This is a genomic window from Candidatus Schekmanbacteria bacterium (genome assembly GCA_016219965.1).
GTDB lineage: Bacteria > Schekmanbacteria > GWA2-38-11 > GWA2-38-11 > J061 > JACRJM01.
Genome location: JACRJM010000002.1, coordinates 39,044 through 55,653 on the forward strand (window position 1 = coordinate 39,044; position 16,610 = coordinate 55,653).

Below are 16,610 nucleotides of genomic sequence, written 5' to 3' on the forward strand. Positions count from 1 at the left end.
TATGCCAAAGATAAAAATAAACGGCAAAGAGGTTGAGGTAAAAGAAGGAAGCACAATCCTCGATGTTGCAAAAAGCGAGGGGATTGACATTCCAACACTTTGCCACCACGAGGCATTAAAGCCATACGGCGGATGCCGCCTCTGCGTTGTTGAGGCAGGTGACGGGAATTCATCGAGAGTTGTTTCATCATGCCAGTATGTTGTGCACGATGGACTTAATGTCCAGACGGAGACTCCTCGGGTACAGTCAGTAAGAAAGCTTGTAATAGGGCTTCTTCTTATTGATGCAAGCGATATCCCCGCAGTTAAGGAAAAGGCCGAGGAACTTGGAGTAAAGAGAAACACAAGGTTTGTCCCTGACAATGAGCCTTGCATACTCTGTGGCAGATGTATAAGGGCATGCAGGGAGATAGTCGGAGTCTCGGCGATAGATTATGCGGGACGCGGTTACGGCAGAAAGGTTGCGGCTCCATACTTTAAAAAATCAGAAGCCTGTATCGGCTGCGGCACATGCTTTTATGTATGTCCTACGGGAGCGGTAGTGATGCATGAAGTTCCCGAAGGAGCGAAGATGAAAGTGCCGGAAGGAGATGAGATAACAGGACCTGCGAGGATAATGGAAAACTGGAAAGCAGGATTTAATATGCAGATTTGCAAGAAGTGCGGAAGGACTGTTGAGCCTTCAGGTGTTGCTGCCCATATAAACAAGACAGCCGGCAAAGACAAGCCTGTTGAAGATATTTGTTTTATGTGCAGAGAGTAAAAAGGAAAGAGAGGTTAGAAAATAAATGAGAATTGACAGAGCGGTTTGCGTAGGCTGCGGAGGATGCGTCAATCAGTGCCCCAGGCTTGCGATCAGGTTTATAGACAATAAGTCATATATCGATCAGATGGCATGCGTCGAATGCGGAACGTGCAGGGCTGTTTGCGGTGTTGATGCCATATACAGCGACTGCCGTTTTACGGATATTGTGGTCATGAATTACGAGAGCAATCCTTTCTGTGATGACATCGAGGATTTCTTCGAGGTTGATATTAATTTCGTTTCTGAAAAAGAACATTGATCTATGATTAAAAACAAATACGACATGGTTGTTGTGGGCGCAGGGCCCGGCGGATTAATGGCTGCAAAGACTGCGGCAGAAGATGGATTATCAGTGCTTCTTCTCGACATGAAACGTGACATTCCGCGCGTTGACCGCTCATGCTGTACCATGCTTATCAATGAGCCGAGCACTCATGGCGAGAACTGCTCCATCGTTAACAACAACATCAAGTACGAAAAGCTCGGATTAGAGGTAAAATACAAAGGGCAATGGGCAAAGCTCGAGCAGTCTATAAGGATCGCTCCTAACGGAAAAAAGATTGTTATTGCCAATCCCGGCGGAGTTTCCATAGCTTATAATAAAGAAGTCCTCCTTGACGGACTCCTTACAGAAGCCATTGCTCTTGGAGTGGATGTATTGCCTGAGACATTCGTGCTTCGCGCAGAGAATATAAAAAAGGATGAGGCCCGTGTATTCTTCAGAGGATGCCATTCAAGGGCTATCAAAGAAGTCCGCGCCAAGACAGTGATTGCAGCAGACGGCGTAAACTCCCAGATAGTTATGGGCCTTGAGATGGCCAAAGCAAGAAAGTTCTATGTCACATTCCATGTTGGTTCCTATTTTCTTGCAGGGACAAAGATTCCATTCCCGCCTTCTTTCATAACATTCATCGGCAAGGGTCATACTCCTGAGGGAGGTGGACAGCTTTATCTGCTTTATAAACACCTTCGCGACGCAAAGCCCGGAGACGAGCCTATCGTTGACATTATGTTTGCCTCGACCATTGGCGGCTCGACAAAGAGAAGACTTGATTGGTTTATGAAGAACGGGCCATTCAAGCATTGGTTTGAGGGCTCAGAGGTTGTCCACACTGCGGCTGCAACATTGAATTTCTATACCTGTCTTGTTCCTCCTGTTGAGGGGAATATAATTGCAGTTGGAGATTCGGCATCATTTATCGAGACCTACTGCCAGGGTGCCATGATGTATGGCTACAAGGCGGCAAAGGCTGCGGCAAAGCATCAGTCAACAGGCTGCGGCTATGATGAATATTCAAAATTCTGGTATGACACATTCGAATACTGCTGGCCCGGAGAGATAGACAAAGCCTTAAAGGGTTATGCAATCGGTGCACTTGGCAACGATGAAGTCAACTATCTTTTCTCGCTTACGGATAATGAAGTATACGATGGCTATGTGAGCGAGAACACTGCGCCTGCCGTAATGAAGAACGCAATCATGTCGAAGATGGACCAGATAAAAAGAGAACGCCCCGACATTGCCGAGAAACTCCTCACCTACTACGGCAAGGCTAAGGTCGAAGAAGTAGTGGATTAATTCTTCTGTTTCTTGCTGAGTTCCAGAATCTGAATATCTGCATCATTTGATATAGCAAATATTTTGCCGTCGGCACCAAAATCAAAGAAGAAACTATTCCTTGTATTAAAGGAATCAGTGCATTTGGGATATTTTGGATTGCCGAAGTCTATAATGTCGAGGTAAGAACTATAATTTCCATGGTCTTTGTAATAGGAAATATAGAGATTGTTGTCTAATGACTTGATACACCTAACAATTAAGTTATTTCCGATTTTGTATTCGCCAATCTTTTTTGGCTTTGAAGGTTTGCTCACATCTATAACAGTAATAGCGCTATATTTTTTCCCCCTATGAGCATCACTATCCGAAATCTCAAATAGGTATTGAATAAACGCTTTTTCTCCAAAAACAATGAGGTTTTCAATTTCTCTGTTAGGAGGTAAAGAATAGGTTCCAAGCAGCTTGGGTTTTGAAGGATTACCAATATCTACAATTTGCATCTTGTTTAATGAACAAGCATAAGCTTTATTGCCTGTTGCAAAAAGTTTAACTATTTCTACGTCAGTTTCAAAGGAACTAAGCAATGCTGGAGAAGAAGGATTTGAATAATCTATTATATCAAATCCCGAAGGCCATTTTGGCACATATGCTTTGTGGTCAGAAATAAATAAACCTCTTGTTTCATTATCCTCAAATGAACTTAAAAGTGTTGGTGTTAAAGGATTGCTTACATCTATTGCAACAAGAGTATCAGTCCAATTTTCATTATCATAATTTATTCCATAAATTATATTGTCTGATATGGAAATATTATCAATATAACTGTTTACATCCGCAGCATATTTCCCAATTGTTGAAGTATTAGCAGGATTTGAAACATCCATTATGGTTATTCCGTCACCATTGTTAAAATAAATAAACGGTTCTGATACACATATCATATATGGACTTTCTGGTGCATTGTAAGTGCCTAAAAGTTGCGGTGTTGAAGGATCAGATATATTTATTATGTCAAGCTTGCCATTATTGAAGTTATCACCATAAGTGCTAACAATGTATGCTGTACTTTCTGAAACTGAAAAACCGGACTGCGAACTATTGTTCTCATATGTACCAAGACATGTCGGTGCGATGGGATCGGTAATATCTAGTATTTGAAGTGCATTTGAAGTTTGTAAATATATTTTATTTTCTGATAATTGAATTTTTCTTATGAAATCTGCGTAGTAAGTATTAATTGAGTAGATATAAGAAAGATCTGATAAATCTGATATCAACAATTCATCCTCAGTAACTATATATGCTATATCATTCGAAACTATAAGTCCCTTAAAAGAAAGATAAGTTTCGTGGTATTTACTTTTTAATTTTGGTTTTCCCAAATTGCTTACATCAACAATTTGAAGCCCTTTTTTACCATCGGCGACATATACGGTATTTTCCACTACATATAACCCAAGAGCATTAAAGGTTTTGTAAGAACTTATAAGCTTTGGCGCTTCCGGAGTAGTTACATCAATTATCTTAATCCCGGCTTTTCCTGTGGCAATATAGGCTGTGTTGCCATCAACGAAAACATCCTTTGCATAACCGGATATTTTGAGTGAGCCTAGTAATTGCGGTGACGAAGGAGCGCTGATATCAACAATCACAAGACCTTTGCTGTTTGCTGCGATGTACGCTTTGTCGCCTGCTATAAAAACTGCTTTTGCTTTATCCTGAGTCGGAAATGTTGTAATCAGCTCCGGAGATGATGAGTCCGACACATCAAAAATCGAAAGCCCGTTTATCCCTGCCACATAGGCGTAATTGCCGGAGACCTTGATGTCATAGAACTCGCCGCCGTAACTGCCAATGAGCTTAAGCTCCTGCGCGCTTGATTTAAAAGTGAGAAGGAAAGGAATAAAAAACAACAGAAAGATAAGTTTTTTAAATTGCATGGACTGCATTATAGAAAAAGATATTTATTTGTAAATATATTTAATGCTGATGTTTTATTCTATTATCTGCAATCCTGCTTCTTTAGTAGCAACGTAGACTTTATTTCCACTCAAACAAATTTCACTTGGAATACTTAGCAAATCAAAGGTGGTAGTTTTTTTGGCGGATGATGGATCGTTGAAATTTATGACTGCAAGGCGGGGTTTTTTCGTTCCCGATTTATTGTAAAATGCAACATAGGCTTTACTGCCGGTAATCCTAAAATCAGAAACTATTATATTTTTCCCAATCTTATATTTGCCAAGGGTTTTTGGGGATGACGGACTGCTTACATCTACTACTTTAATGTAGCTATTGGTGGATTTCCCGCCTGCGGATTTCTTATACAGCAAATATACATATTCATCGCTTTCTGAAAAACGTATCTGCTGGACATCTTCATTCTTAGATAATTCATAAGAGCCAAGTGATTGAGGCGCAGATGGATCGCTTATATCGAGGATTATAAATCCATTTACCTTAAAAGGCGTAGTTAAATTATATGCAATGTAAGCTGTGTCTCCGGATACGGCAATCCCTCCTGCAGATCCACTGTCTTCATATGTTCCGGAAAGTTCCGGGGATGTGCGGTAGGTAACATCAATAATGCTGAGGTCAGTTTTGTCAGAAGTTATGAAAGCATTATCATCCGATATTGCAAAGCCCCCGAAAGAGTTTATGCCGTCGATACGATATGTGTTTAAAGTCTCAGGAGACTCCGGATTAGTCACGTCAATTGTCACAAGATCAACTTTGTATTTTTTTGATTCCTTGTACCGCTTCAGGGCATAAACAGTGTTTATTGAAACGAAGAACTCGCTTTTATAATCACCTGAAAGAGAGCCAAGCTTTGATGCTTTTGCAGAATCTGTAACATCCAGAATTGTGAGCCCTTTGTTTTTTACATTTATATATGCCGTGTCACCTGACACAACGACGTGATTTATTTCATTATCTGCCTTGTATGAGCCCTGCAACTCAGGGTTTGAAGTATCTGTTGTGTCTATTATTTTAAGTGCAGAGTTCTTGTAAACAATATATGCTTTACCGCTTGAAGCATAAACTCCTGAAGGTGTGGAATTTTCATCATAAGAGTCAGCAAGGGCAGGCACAGAGGGATCGGTAACATCGACAATCATCAGCCCGTTCCCATTTAGCACAATATAGGCTGTATTCCCATTAACATAAATCTTTCTGGGAGAGCCGGATAATTCGGAGACAGAAAGTAACACAGGTGAAGAAGGATCTGAAACATCAACAATGGTGAGATAATCTCCGGTGTCGGTAATAAAGGCAGTGTCACCGGAAACAAATATGTCGTACGCAGATTTAACTGATGTGACATAGGAGATTAATACAGGATTATCTTTTGCACTTACATCGATGATCATAAGCCCTGATTTTCCATCTGCAACATAAGCAGTGCTGCCTGACACATAAACGCTGTTTGCATCGGTTGTATCTATTGAACCAATGGTTTCCGGTGATGAAGTGTCTGTTACGTCAATTATTATAAGCCCTGATTTTCCTGCGGCTATGTATGCGGTTTTTCCCGAGACAAAGACACCATTGGCATAGCCCGGTGTTATTAACTGTGAGAGATAAGACGGCGTTGCCGGATCACTTACATCGGCGATTAAAAGACCGGCTTTCCCTGCTGCAATATAGGCAATGCCGCCGGAAACAGAAACTCTCTCTGCCTTGTCCGGTGTGGATAGCACATAGAGAAACTCAGGCGCGGACTCGTCTGATACATCAAAAATGGAAAGCCCGTTTATCCCGACAGCATAGGCATGGCTGCCGTTTACTTTGACATCGTAGAACTCTCCGCCATAACTTCCAACAAGTGAAAGCGCTGCATTGCTCTGTGCGGCAGCAAACAGGAACAAGATGAAAAGTGACAGAAAGACAAGTTTTCTAAATTTCATGTTTTTGATTATAAGCGCAGAAAGTTATTTGTAAACGATTATGATTGTCATGCTGTTGCATAACATCAGCACTGTGCTCATTTCAGGAATACAATACTGACTCAATATCCTCTTTCTTGCTGTTAAAAAGTTTGAGGAATAATTTATAGCCGTTTTCGCCTATTTCTTTTCCTAGTTTCGGGTGCTTCAGGAGAGTTGTAACTTTGCCGGCAAAATCATCTGGATTATCTGCCGCCATCAGCTCCTTATCAGGAATTCCGCCTATCCCCTCATTCCCCAATGAAGTGGTCACTACCGGTTTTGCAGCGGCAAGTGAATTTATTATTTTAAATTTTATACCGCCTCCTCCCATTATAGGGGCAACTACTACTGAGCAGGCATTGTAAAGCTCATCGATATCATCCACAAAGCTTTTGATTATGACATTGCTGTTAGGTGAAATGCCGGAGATTTTATTTGTCCCGTGTTCGCCCACGACATAGAACAGGGTTTGAGGGAGTTTACTTAATATCTTTGGAAAAATTTCATTGCAAAAGTACTTCACGGCGTCAATGTTGTCCTTCCGTTCCATGTTTCCGTTAAATAGCAGATAACCTCCATTTCCCCGGGTGATGTTTTCCCTGGAAACAAAGAGCTCTTTCCAGAAAGGGAAAACTGAGAACTTTTTATGGGGAAGTTTTTTTGAAAGAACTTCAGTGTCTTTTTTTGACATGGTTATAATCCTGTCGAACTTTTCTAAAATCTTCAGTTCGTAACTTTCAGCCTTTTTGCAGGAAATGTATTTGCGGCTCATTCCCAAAAAACTGCCGTCCATCACAGAATCATTCCGGGAAAGGTCGCTTAGAATATCGTGGAGTATCATCACCTTTTTTGGGACCGATGCATAATCAGCGTATTGAGCCATTGGGCAGTGCTCTATTTGCAGGATATCGAATTTGTTGTTCTTTGTTATTTCTGCCACTTGTTGTTTCATTTCCCGGCAGCTATAGTAGGAGACCTGCGAGGGAGCGGTGTTAAGAAAGTATGTACCTCTTGAAGCAAGATTTAATTTCCTGTCAAAAGGCACGGTATATACATTCCTGCAATATTGCTCAATGTCTCTGATAAGATTTTCTTCTCCACGCTTTATAAATGAAAGCAGGGATATTTCATGTCTTTTTGAAAGCTCTGCTATTGTGTTATAAAGCATTACTCCCGCGGCAAAATGAACCTTTGCATGGGGAATGTCAGGAGAGATGATTAGTATCTTCACTGCAGTTTCGTTTTCTTACTCGATATTGCGTTGTCATATATCAATGACAATTTATTGTAGTAGCTTTCGTGAGAATAATGTGTCTCTGCTTTTTCCCTTGCTTGCCTCCCAAATTCTGCTGCCATGCCAGGGTTCTGAGCCAATATGTTTATTTTGTCTGCAAGGTCATCTGCGTTTCCGGCTTCGAATAAGAATCCGTTTTTTCCATCATCAATCAGCTCTGGGATTCCCCCGATTCTTGCCCCGACTACAGGCTTGCCTGTTGCGAATGATTCTATCACTGCAAAGGGAAAGACATCATAACATTCCGATGGGACAACGGAAAAAGATGCATTTCTAAAAAGCTGAAAGAGCTCATCACCGAATTTAAGACCCACATATTCAACATTGGGATATTTTCTGCGGTCTTTTACCTCCGCTGCAATGGCTGCGTCAGATTCAAAGCCAGCAATAATAAGCTTTTTATTTCTGACACGATTTGATGCTTCAAGAAGGGTCATTATTCCTTTTTCTTTAATCAATCTTCCTGCATAAATGTAATACTCTCCGGGATCAAAGCAGGGTTTATGCCCCTTCACATCAAAAGGGTGGTTTACGGTGATTATTTTTTCTTCAGGGAATCCCCCTTTTATAAGCATTTCTTCCATGAATCTGCTTGGAGTAATAAATACATCAATGTTGTCTTTATAGATTTTCAATAAATTGTGGATATACATTTCTGCTGTAGCTAACAAGCTCGAACTGCGGGAGTCTTTAAAGCATTTTTCCATGAGACAGTGATAAAAATGTCCTCCTACACATTTCTCGCATGTTTCACCTTTAACCGGGTTATAAAGATAATAATTTGGACATACCAGTTTGCAGTCGTTTGCGTTGATGATTATTGGGATATTATGTTTCTTCAGAGAATATAGGATGGACGGGGATATATGGTGGTATATGAGGTTAAGATGAGCTATGTCCGGTTCCGTGTCGTTAATCAGTGATTCAATTTTGTTCCTTGCATTTTTTGAATAAATTATGCGTCCTACTATTTTAAATATATTTTTAAGCTTATAGGTTGTTGAGTTATTCTGGTAATCAAGGTTGCTTACAAAATATTTTGCATACTGTGTTTCTCGGTTTTTCACGTCTTCCATTGAAAAGATGATTGTCTCATGCTTTTTTCTTTTAAGGATATCTATGAGTTCGAATAAGAATCTTTCAGCTCCACCTCTTTCATAGAAATATTTATGGCATAAAAGTATCTTCATGCAGGCGAAGGTTGATTATTTTTAAACCATTCGATGGTATGCATTAATCCTTTTTCTAAGGAAACATCTGCTTTAAACACGAGTTTGTCCATTGCTTTGCTTGTATCAAGTTCGCGTTTAACTATATCTTCAAATCCTGTTCCAAGCTCGCGTGGCTCAATGAATATTATTTCTGATTTTGAACCTGTGAGATTTTTTATCAGCTTTGCGGCTTGCTCTATGCTTGTTGAACCGGATGTTGATATATTAAAAATTTCTCCTGCGCCGTTTTTGCTTTTCATGGCACTTATAATTCCGCTGACAGTATCGTCCACATATGTGAAGGGTCTTGTTTGGTTGCCTTTGCCGTAAATTGGGATTGGTTCGTTGTTCAGGGCATTTATGATAAATTTAGCTATGACGCTTGTCATTCCATTGGGATTCAATCTTGGCCCATAGCAGCTTGCGAACCTTAGTATTGTAATATCAAGCCCCCTTCCATGCAAAGCCTGACCAAGATGTTCGGCAAAGTATTTTGAAGCTGCATATGACCATCTTGAAGTAGCGGAAGAACCCAAGACTACGCTGCTTTCTTCAGAAAAGGGAGTCTCATTGTTGCAACCGTAAACTTCGGAGCTGGATGCAAATATCAGTTTTTTGCGATAATCCAATGCAAGCTGAAAAACTTTTTGATCCCCTGAAGTGTTGTTGAGCAAAGTCATAACCGGATTTCGCAAGACGTAAGGGACTCCGACAATGGCGGCAAGATGGAAAATTATGTCAGATTCTCTTATTAATGTACTTAGAAGCTCTGTATCTAAAACACAGCCGAAAACGAATCTGAATTTTTTATTGCTGAAGTTGTGTTCAATGTTTTTCAATCTTCCGGTGTAAAGGTTGTCTAAAACCGTAACTTCATGCCCTTCTCCGAGAAGCCTGTCTGCCAAATTGGAACCGATATATCCTGCTCCTCCTGTAACAAGGCATTTCATGGGGCTTATTCCTTTATTGCCGTAAGAGTCCAAAACCAGCATAGGTTACTGCACAGGGGTATTTTGAGGAAAAGATTATCAGCTTTGATAATAATATTTTCCACTTTCCTGTTGATTTGCAGGTTTTCTCTGCCGGGAAATAACTTCTGTAACAGGTCAAGAATGGTTTGTGTGAATCCGCTTAAAAACCACTGCGGATTTATATCTATGGGTTTTAGGGAAGCTTTTTTAGCAAGAGCTAAAATTTGTTTCTTTGAAAAACCCAATCTCTCATCAGGAGAAGCCGGAATGGAGGATGTTTTTTTGACAAATACATTTTTAATTGACCTTAGTGTTTCCAGAAATCCTGTGACGAAAAAATTTGTCATCAGGTTGGGTTCCACAGCAAGAATAAAAGTTCCTTTTGGTTTAAGACAGCGCCGGATTTCGGAGAACACTTTTAAAGGGAACTTGCAGTGATGCAGGCATGACACCATGTAGATCAGCTCAAATGATTCATCTGCGAAGGGAAGGTAATGCGCATCAATAAGGCAAAAATACGCTTCCTCAGAGATTTCTCTTTTTTCAAGAATTGCTTTAGTCCGGCTGGTTATTTCCATGCTGACATCGCTTACGACTACGCGGTATCCCTTTTTAAGCAGGTTGTATGCGTCTTCACCTCTCCCGCTTCCTATTTCAAGAAATATCGAATCCTCCGGCTGGCTGTTAACACGGCTTAGAAAGTCATTATGCATTAAAGAGTCAGCTGCTGAATTGAACACCCGCCTCTGGAAGAGAAACTCGAGTTCATTTCCTGAAAGAGTCCCGGATGCACTGCCTCTGTTATTTGAATTCACAGGAAGCAGGTTTGTTATTCCATCTCTTGCCTCATAGGAACTTGAACATGCGCTGCAAAAAAGATTTCTTCCATCGATAGATAATTTTCCCTTGCATTCCGGACACGCCAGAATGTTGTCAATGTGGCTTTTGAAATTTTCTTTAGTTTTCATTTACTGAATGAAAATAACCTTATGATTTTTTTAAACCCTTTTGTTCTGTCTGAGATTAATATTGTAGAATATTTTCTAATCCATTGGAGTATTATAAATGGATTATTAAATATATATTTTAATTTATTTTTAATTCTATATCTGTGCTGAAATTTTGTAAAATCAATAATTATTTTTTCAAATTTCTTCTGCTCTAATCCCGTGAGATTTATATCCGGGTTATGCGGATAAAAGGCATACCATCTGAGTCCTTGAGGAATCATGTTTTTCATCTTCATATTATCATAAAACTCGGTTCTAGGGTAAGGGGTGGTAATGCTCATGTCGGGAGTGTAGATTCCGGTTTTTTTTACGAATTTCTTGAGCTTCTTTATGTCCTCCTGTGTTTCGCCGGGGAAGCCAAGCATTACGAAGCCATTGATTTTAATCCCATGATTGTGAACCAGTTTAATCCGTTTTGCTATTTCTGAAGTGTCGATTCCTTTTCCGGTATTTTTGAGAGTGCTGTCATTGCAGGTTTCTATTCCAACCGATACCATCTCACATCCTGATTGTTCCATTTTTTTAAGCAACATTTCATCAAGGGCATCGAGCCTTGTGTAGCAGCACCATGATATATTGAGCCCGTCATCTAAGATCATATCGCAGATTTTCCCGACTCTTTTTTTATCAATTGTAAAGGTGTCATCAAAGAAACAGAAATCTCTGATATTAAATTTTCCCATCCTATCTTTTAATTCTGAGATGACATTCTCCGGAGACCTTAATCTGACTTTCCTCGTCCATATGGTATTTGACGCACAGTAGGAGCAATTATAAGGACAGCCTCTTGACGTAAAAATATAACCTAAACCCCTCTTTGGAAAGTCTTCCAGGTTTAATAGGTTTTCAATCTGCGGGTAAGGAATGGAATCTATGTTTTCAATTAGCTCTCTTTCCGGCGTCTCAGATATATTGTTCCCCTCCTTGTAAACCAGCCCCCTTATTTCCCTGAATACGTTTCCATGTTCCAAAGCGTCAATGAGTTCTCCAAAGGTTTTTTCTCCTTCACCCTTTACGACAAAATCAACGTTGTCATTCTTAATGACATCAAGAGGGTATGCTGTTGGATGGATACCGCCAAATATGATTTTTGATGCAGGGTTTATTTCTCTGGTAAGCCGGGCAATATTAAGTGCGGAATCATATGTGGAGGAAACGCAGGTTAAGCCTACAATGTCAGGGTTAATTTCCGCGATGCGGGATTTTATTTCCTGCCAGACCGGTGCCTGAATATTATTTATCGTTTCATAACATGTATGTCTGTTTTTAACATAAAGGAGATTGAAGTTTCTCAGGCCAAGGGATAATAATTCTTTGTCTAACTCTGTGCAGAAAATGCTTATATCTCGTCCGTTTTTTTTGATTGAAGATGAAAGGTAACATAAGCCCCATGGAATGATGTTTTCCAATGTGAAATCAAACAAACGATAATGAGGAGGGGATATTAATAATATTTTCATAGTTTGAAACTGAAAACACTTCTCCTGTTCAATTAACTATGTTGTGTATACTTTTTAAAATCCTTTTCTGTTTCTATGTCAATATTATTATTTATATCTAACTGGATTCCCTCTTGCGAGGGAATGACAGAACTTTTTTTGGCAAATGCGAGATTTGAGAGTCAGGCGAGGAAGCGGAAGGTGAGCATACCGGAGCATACTTCTAGTATGTGAGGATTGCGAACCTGACGCTGACAAAGCATCACTCCAAAGCTTGCATTTGCTCTACAACAGACCTTCTTCTCGAAAACTGAAATACCCCTTCTCACTTATGATGATATGATCAAGCAGTTTTATATCCAAAGGCGACAATGCCTCTTGCAGAAGTCGTGTGATGTTTTTATCATCCTCCGACGGGCGAAGGCTCCCGCCCGGATGGTTATGCGCTACAATGATTGCAGTGGAATGATGCTTTAAGGCCTTTTCCACGACCTTGCGCGGATATAATGGCGCACGGTCAACTGTACCTTCCTGCACTGTCTCGGTATGGACAGGTCTATTCCCTTTGTTCAAAAATAAGACGACTATCTTTTCGTTTTTTTCCCCTTTAAGCTCTGCCATGAGATAGTCGCAGGCAGACTTTGGCGAAGTCACGAGTGCCTTATCATCAAGACGTTTCTGAAGGTAAATTTTCTGGATGTCCTTGATGATGCTTAATAGAGCTATGCAGTTTTCGCCTATGCCTTTAATGGATTTAAGCTCCGAAGCTTCTGCATCAAGCACGCCATTGAGAGAGCCGAATTTTTCAACCAGGGATTTTGCGATAGGTTTTATATCCCGCCGTGGTATGGCATAGGTAAGGAGAAGTTCGAGTAACTCGTAATCATGCCATCCTGCACAGCCACCTGAAATATATTTTTCCCTTATTCTTTTTCTATGGCCTTCAGAGGAAAAAATGTCCGCTTTATCTTTCAATCCTTCTCCATTGGTTTAATATTTTATAATTATCTAAAAAGATTTAAAATTAGCAACTTAAATTAAAAAATCAGATTGCTTTGTCGCTTTTGCTCCTCGCAATGACGTGCTTTTGATGGGTTTTTCTGCAGCCTCAATTTGTTTGACTCTTATTTTTTTAAATATATTCTGTATGAAAAAATAAATTTAACAGGAGATTTTTTTATGAGGAAAATGACTGAAAATGAAATGAGGGATTTTATCGAAGAATGGACATGGGGGACAATAATCGCAACTGATGAGAACAACAAGCCCTACGCTGTTGAAGTTTCCTATGGCTCGGACGGAAAAAATATTTACTGCGGCACAAGGCCGGGCGGCAAGATGTCAAAGTGTATAAGGAAAAACCCTGACATTATTTTCAAGATCTGCGATGCTGACAAGCACTACATAGACTTCCGCGGAGTATCTGTCTTTGCAAAGGTAGAGATTATGAGTAAAGGGGAAGATATAATGTACGGGATACAACAGATCGCTCACAAAGTAATAAATGTCGCACAAAGAAAGAGCATGTCAGCGGAAGATTTTGAGAAAATAGGTGAAAGAATGGCAGCTCATCCCGAAAAATCAAACGCCCTTCGCATTCCCATAGAGAATCTTACCGGAGTAATACGCGACTTAGGGTAAATATTATGCAGGGACCGTTCACTGAACGGTCCCTGCTGCAATACTAATCTTTCAGTATTTCCCTTGCTATCACTATGCGCTGGATCTGGTTGGTGCCGGCGAATATCTGGGTTATCTTGGCATCGCGCATCATACGCTCGACCGGATATTCCCTTGTGCAGCCATAACCGCCGAGTATCTGCACCGCATCAACGGTGACCTTCATTGCAGTGTCTGATACAAAGGTCTTGCACATGGATGAGTAAAGCGTCGCATCCGGTGTGTGGTTCCATGCTTTTATGCAGGCAGTGTAGAGAAGAAGCTTTGACGCCTCTATCTGCATTTTCATGTCTGCAAGCATGAACTGTATTGCCTGGAAATCTGCGATGGGACGACCAAACTGGACCCTCTGCTTCGCATAGTCGCGGGCATATTCATATGCACCTTCTGCCACGCCCATTGCCATTGATGCTGCAACAGGGCGTTCCATGTTAAGGCTCTTCATTGCCGTAACAAAACCTTCTCCTTCAGGTCCCATCATCATGCTCTTATGGCATCTGTATCCGTCAAGGACTATGTCTCCTGTCACCGAGCCGCGTGCTCCAAGCTTGTCCTCTTTTCTGCCAAGAGAAAAACCGGGCTGGTCTTTTTCCACTATAAAAGTACTTATCCCTTTTGCTTTCTTTGCTTCATCTGATGTGCGTGCAAAGAAGGAATAAAAATCAGCGACCCCTGCATTGGTTATCCATCTCTTCTCACCGGTGATCACATAGTAATCGCCGTCCTTCACAGCGCGCGCCTTTAAGTTTGCAAGGTCTGAGCCTGCCTCTGGTTCGCTCATTGCAACTGCGCCCAAAATCTCACCTGCCGCTATCCGGGGGAAATATTTTTTCTTCTGCTCGTCGTTAGCCATGTGAAACATTGGGAATATGGCAAGACAGTTGGTGGCAAGTATCATGGCGCATGACATGTCAGCCTTTGCAATCTCTGTAAGGACCATGCAGACAGTGAGAAGGTCTGCCCCCAGCCCGTCATACTCAATAGGTATAGGGAGTGCCAGTAGCCCTTCACGTGCGAATACCTCTTTTACGTCCCACGGGTATTTCCCTTCCTTGTCTATCTCTTCTGCCCTCGGGATAATGATATCTTTGCAAATCTTTTTTACGGTTTGCAGAATAGATTTCTGGTCTTCTGTAAGTTCAAAATCAAGTTTCAGCTCGCTCATCTTTACTCTCCTGCGTAGAATCGTTTTATTCTTGACAAATCAAGGGGTTGCTTTTATACAAAGCCTTTACTTATAGATTCCTGATTTTATTTGTCAAGCCTAAAGTGGGCCTGCAGTGGACATGAAACAGAGAGAGGGATGAGATGGAAGGACAGTTCTTAGATTATTTGTTTAATCCGCAGTCAATTGCCCTTGTTGGTGCCTCGGGCAAGGAGGGGAAGCTGGGTTATTTTTATCTTAAAAATCTTCTTGAATATAAAGGGAAGGTTTATCCGGTTAATCCCAATGAGGAAGAGGTGCTTGGTGTAAAATGTTACAAGAGTGTAAGTGCCATCGGGGCGCCAGTTGACCTTGTAGTGGTCGTTGTGGCATCGAAGTTCGTCCTAGATGTTATTAAAGAGTGCGCTGAAACAGGGGTGAAGGTCGTCCTTGTGACTACGGCAGGATTCAGTGAAGCGGGCCCTGATGGAAAAGCCCTCGAAGAAGAGATGCTAAGAATCGCGCGTAATGCAAAGATGAGGATAGTGGGGCCAAACTGCTTTGGCATAAGGAACTGCAATGCACAGCTAAATGCAACATTCTCATTTGAAGCATCAAAAGAGCCGGGAACGATCTCATTCCTTACCCAGAGCGGCGGCGGCGGTGAGGTTATCTATATTCAGGGGAAAGACGAGGGGCTGAAATTCTCCAAATTCATGGTCTGCGGCAACAAAAGCGATTTGGACGACTATGAGGTGATAGATTACTTTGGCGATGATCCGGAAACAAAGATAATCTGCCTTTTCCTTGAATCCATAAAGGAAGGAAGGAAGTTCTTTGAATCTACTAAAAAAGTCACTGCCAAAAAACCTGTTGTTGTCTGCAAGGTAGGAAGGACAGAAGGCGCGGCACGTGCAGCATCATCACATACAGCCGCCATTGCAGGAAACTTCACTGCATATGAAACTGCCTTTAAGCAGGCAGGGCTTATAACAACGCGCAATGCTCAGGAAATGCTTGATGTAATAAAAGCAGTTGACTGGCAGCCTTTGCCGCAGGGTCCAAAGCTTGGAATAATAACAGCTTCAGGCGGTCTTGGCGTTGAACTCACAGATCTCTCAGAGGAAGCGGGACTAAGCGTTATCGAGCTTGAGCAGCATATTCAGGATCGCATAAAGCCGCTTATCCCTGATTTTGCATGTGCAAAGAACCCGGTGGACATGACTCCGATCTGGGGACAGTTCAGCGAGGTTATGAAAAAAACAATTGAGGCTTTCTACGATAGCGCCAATGTTGATATAATAGTTCCAATAATCGTACTTCGTGCAACGAGGATGATTGATGTTTTGGAATCAGTGCGGGATGCAATTCTTTCCTGCCAGGCAAACAGCAAAGTTAAGAAACCTACCTATATATGCTGGGTGAGCTTAAAGGATTCACTTAAGAACAAAGAGATATTTGAAAAGGCGAAGATACCATGTTTTGAATGGACCGGACGTGTTGCAAGGACTTCTTCTCTTGTTTATGGCTATGCCCAGTACTTAAAAAAATTGAGAGGTGAATAAA

At 41.2% G+C, this 16,610-nt stretch carries 14 protein-coding genes; 5 read left to right on the forward strand and 9 right to left on the reverse strand.

The features are described 5' to 3' along the window. Nucleotide 1 precedes the first annotated feature (1 nt). From HZA77_01050 to HZA77_01060, 3 genes are read left to right on the forward strand one after another with little or no spacing between them, the layout of a single operon-like run. Complete coding sequence (locus HZA77_01050; protein ID MBI5373993.1) at nucleotides 2-763, forward strand: (2Fe-2S)-binding protein; 762 nt, start codon at nucleotides 2-4, stop codon at nucleotides 761-763. A gap of 25 nt (nucleotides 764-788) precedes the next feature. Next, on the forward strand, nucleotides 789-1,064 hold the full coding sequence (locus tag HZA77_01055; protein MBI5373994.1) for a 4Fe-4S binding protein: 276 nt from the start codon (nucleotides 789-791) through the stop codon (nucleotides 1,062-1,064). Between the two features lie 3 nt (nucleotides 1,065-1,067). After that, nucleotides 1,068-2,384, forward strand: coding sequence for an NAD(P)/FAD-dependent oxidoreductase (locus tag HZA77_01060; protein MBI5373995.1), 1,317 nt, complete (start codon nucleotides 1,068-1,070; stop codon nucleotides 2,382-2,384). Here HZA77_01060 and HZA77_01065 read toward each other — a convergent pair. The 8 genes from HZA77_01065 to radC form a co-directional block, all read right to left on the reverse strand. After that, nucleotides 2,381-4,306 carry a hypothetical protein gene (locus tag HZA77_01065; protein ID MBI5373996.1) on the reverse strand — a complete coding sequence of 642 codons (1,926 nt, stop codon included), beginning with the start codon at nucleotides 4,304-4,306 and terminating at the stop codon, nucleotides 2,381-2,383. The two genes, HZA77_01060 and HZA77_01065, sit on opposite strands and share 4 nt — an antisense overlap. Before the next feature lie 54 nt (nucleotides 4,307-4,360). Further along, nucleotides 4,361-6,274 (reverse strand): hypothetical protein, encoded by a 1,914-nt coding sequence (locus tag HZA77_01070; protein MBI5373997.1) that lies wholly within the window; start codon nucleotides 6,272-6,274, stop codon nucleotides 4,361-4,363. A gap of 82 nt (nucleotides 6,275-6,356) precedes the next feature. Next, nucleotides 6,357-7,526: a glycosyltransferase gene (locus HZA77_01075; protein ID MBI5373998.1), complete on the reverse strand. Its 1,170-nt coding sequence runs from the start codon at nucleotides 7,524-7,526 to the stop codon at nucleotides 6,357-6,359. Continuing rightward, nucleotides 7,523-8,779, reverse strand: a complete 1,257-nt coding sequence (locus tag HZA77_01080; protein ID MBI5373999.1) for a glycosyltransferase family 4 protein — start codon at nucleotides 8,777-8,779, stop codon at nucleotides 7,523-7,525. Before HZA77_01080 ends, HZA77_01075 begins: the two co-directional genes overlap by 4 nt. Beyond that, a complete protein-coding gene (locus HZA77_01085; protein MBI5374000.1) occupies nucleotides 8,776-9,792 on the reverse strand; it encodes an NAD-dependent epimerase/dehydratase family protein in 1,017 nt (338 codons plus the stop codon). The genes HZA77_01080 and HZA77_01085 overlap by 4 nt, the downstream gene beginning before the upstream one ends. Beyond that, complete coding sequence (locus HZA77_01090; protein MBI5374001.1) at nucleotides 9,756-10,739, reverse strand: methyltransferase domain-containing protein; 984 nt, start codon at nucleotides 10,737-10,739, stop codon at nucleotides 9,756-9,758. The genes HZA77_01085 and HZA77_01090 overlap by 37 nt, the downstream gene beginning before the upstream one ends. Then, the gene (locus HZA77_01095) at nucleotides 10,736-12,241 is read right to left on the reverse strand and encodes a radical SAM protein (GenBank protein ID MBI5374002.1); all 1,506 of its coding nucleotides are present in this window, start codon (nucleotides 12,239-12,241) and stop codon (nucleotides 10,736-10,738) included. The genes HZA77_01090 and HZA77_01095 overlap by 4 nt, the downstream gene beginning before the upstream one ends. A 264-nt stretch (nucleotides 12,242-12,505) precedes the next feature. Beyond that, on the reverse strand, nucleotides 12,506-13,195 hold the full coding sequence (radC, locus tag HZA77_01100; GenBank protein MBI5374003.1) for a DNA repair protein RadC: 690 nt from the start codon (nucleotides 13,193-13,195) through the stop codon (nucleotides 12,506-12,508). 204 nt (nucleotides 13,196-13,399) lie between these two features. Between radC and HZA77_01105 the strand changes: the two genes are divergently transcribed. After that, the gene (locus HZA77_01105) at nucleotides 13,400-13,861 is read left to right on the forward strand and encodes a pyridoxamine 5'-phosphate oxidase family protein (GenBank protein ID MBI5374004.1); all 462 of its coding nucleotides are present in this window, start codon (nucleotides 13,400-13,402) and stop codon (nucleotides 13,859-13,861) included. Between the two features lie 43 nt (nucleotides 13,862-13,904). Here the strand turns inward: HZA77_01105 and HZA77_01110 are convergent, their stop codons facing one another. Next, a complete protein-coding gene (locus HZA77_01110; GenBank protein MBI5374005.1) occupies nucleotides 13,905-15,065 on the reverse strand; it encodes an acyl-CoA dehydrogenase family protein in 1,161 nt (386 codons plus the stop codon). A 143-nt stretch (nucleotides 15,066-15,208) separates the two neighbouring features. On the opposite strand from HZA77_01110, the gene HZA77_01115 reads away from it, so the two are divergent. Then, nucleotides 15,209-16,609, forward strand: a complete 1,401-nt coding sequence (locus HZA77_01115; protein ID MBI5374006.1) for a CoA-binding protein — start codon at nucleotides 15,209-15,211, stop codon at nucleotides 16,607-16,609. Nucleotide 16,610 lies beyond the last annotated feature (1 nt).

Excerpts from the sequence above, each read along its gene's own strand:
- HZA77_01090 (MBI5374001.1), bottom strand. The coding sequence starts at position 10,739 with ATGAAAACTAAAGAAAATTTCAAAAGCCACATTGACAACATTCTGGCG.
- HZA77_01060 (MBI5373995.1), top strand. The coding sequence starts at position 1,068 with ATGATTAAAAACAAATACGACATGGTTGTTGTGGGCGCAGGGCCCGGC.
- HZA77_01055 (MBI5373994.1), top strand. The coding sequence starts at position 789 with ATGAGAATTGACAGAGCGGTTTGCGTAGGCTGCGGAGGATGCGTCAAT.
- HZA77_01085 (MBI5374000.1), bottom strand. The coding sequence starts at position 9,792 with ATGCTGGTTTTGGACTCTTACGGCAATAAAGGAATAAGCCCCATGAAA.
- HZA77_01115 (MBI5374006.1), top strand. The coding sequence starts at position 15,209 with ATGGAAGGACAGTTCTTAGATTATTTGTTTAATCCGCAGTCAATTGCC.
- HZA77_01110 (MBI5374005.1), bottom strand. The coding sequence starts at position 15,065 with ATGAGCGAGCTGAAACTTGATTTTGAACTTACAGAAGACCAGAAATCT.
- HZA77_01080 (MBI5373999.1), bottom strand. The coding sequence starts at position 8,779 with ATGAAGATACTTTTATGCCATAAATATTTCTATGAAAGAGGTGGAGCT.
- HZA77_01105 (MBI5374004.1), top strand. The coding sequence starts at position 13,400 with ATGAGGAAAATGACTGAAAATGAAATGAGGGATTTTATCGAAGAATGG.
- HZA77_01070 (MBI5373997.1), bottom strand. The coding sequence starts at position 6,274 with ATGAAATTTAGAAAACTTGTCTTTCTGTCACTTTTCATCTTGTTCCTG.
- HZA77_01050 (MBI5373993.1), top strand. The coding sequence starts at position 2 with ATGCCAAAGATAAAAATAAACGGCAAAGAGGTTGAGGTAAAAGAAGGA.
- HZA77_01095 (MBI5374002.1), bottom strand. The coding sequence starts at position 12,241 with ATGAAAATATTATTAATATCCCCTCCTCATTATCGTTTGTTTGATTTC.
- HZA77_01065 (MBI5373996.1), bottom strand. The coding sequence starts at position 4,306 with ATGCAATTTAAAAAACTTATCTTTCTGTTGTTTTTTATTCCTTTCCTT.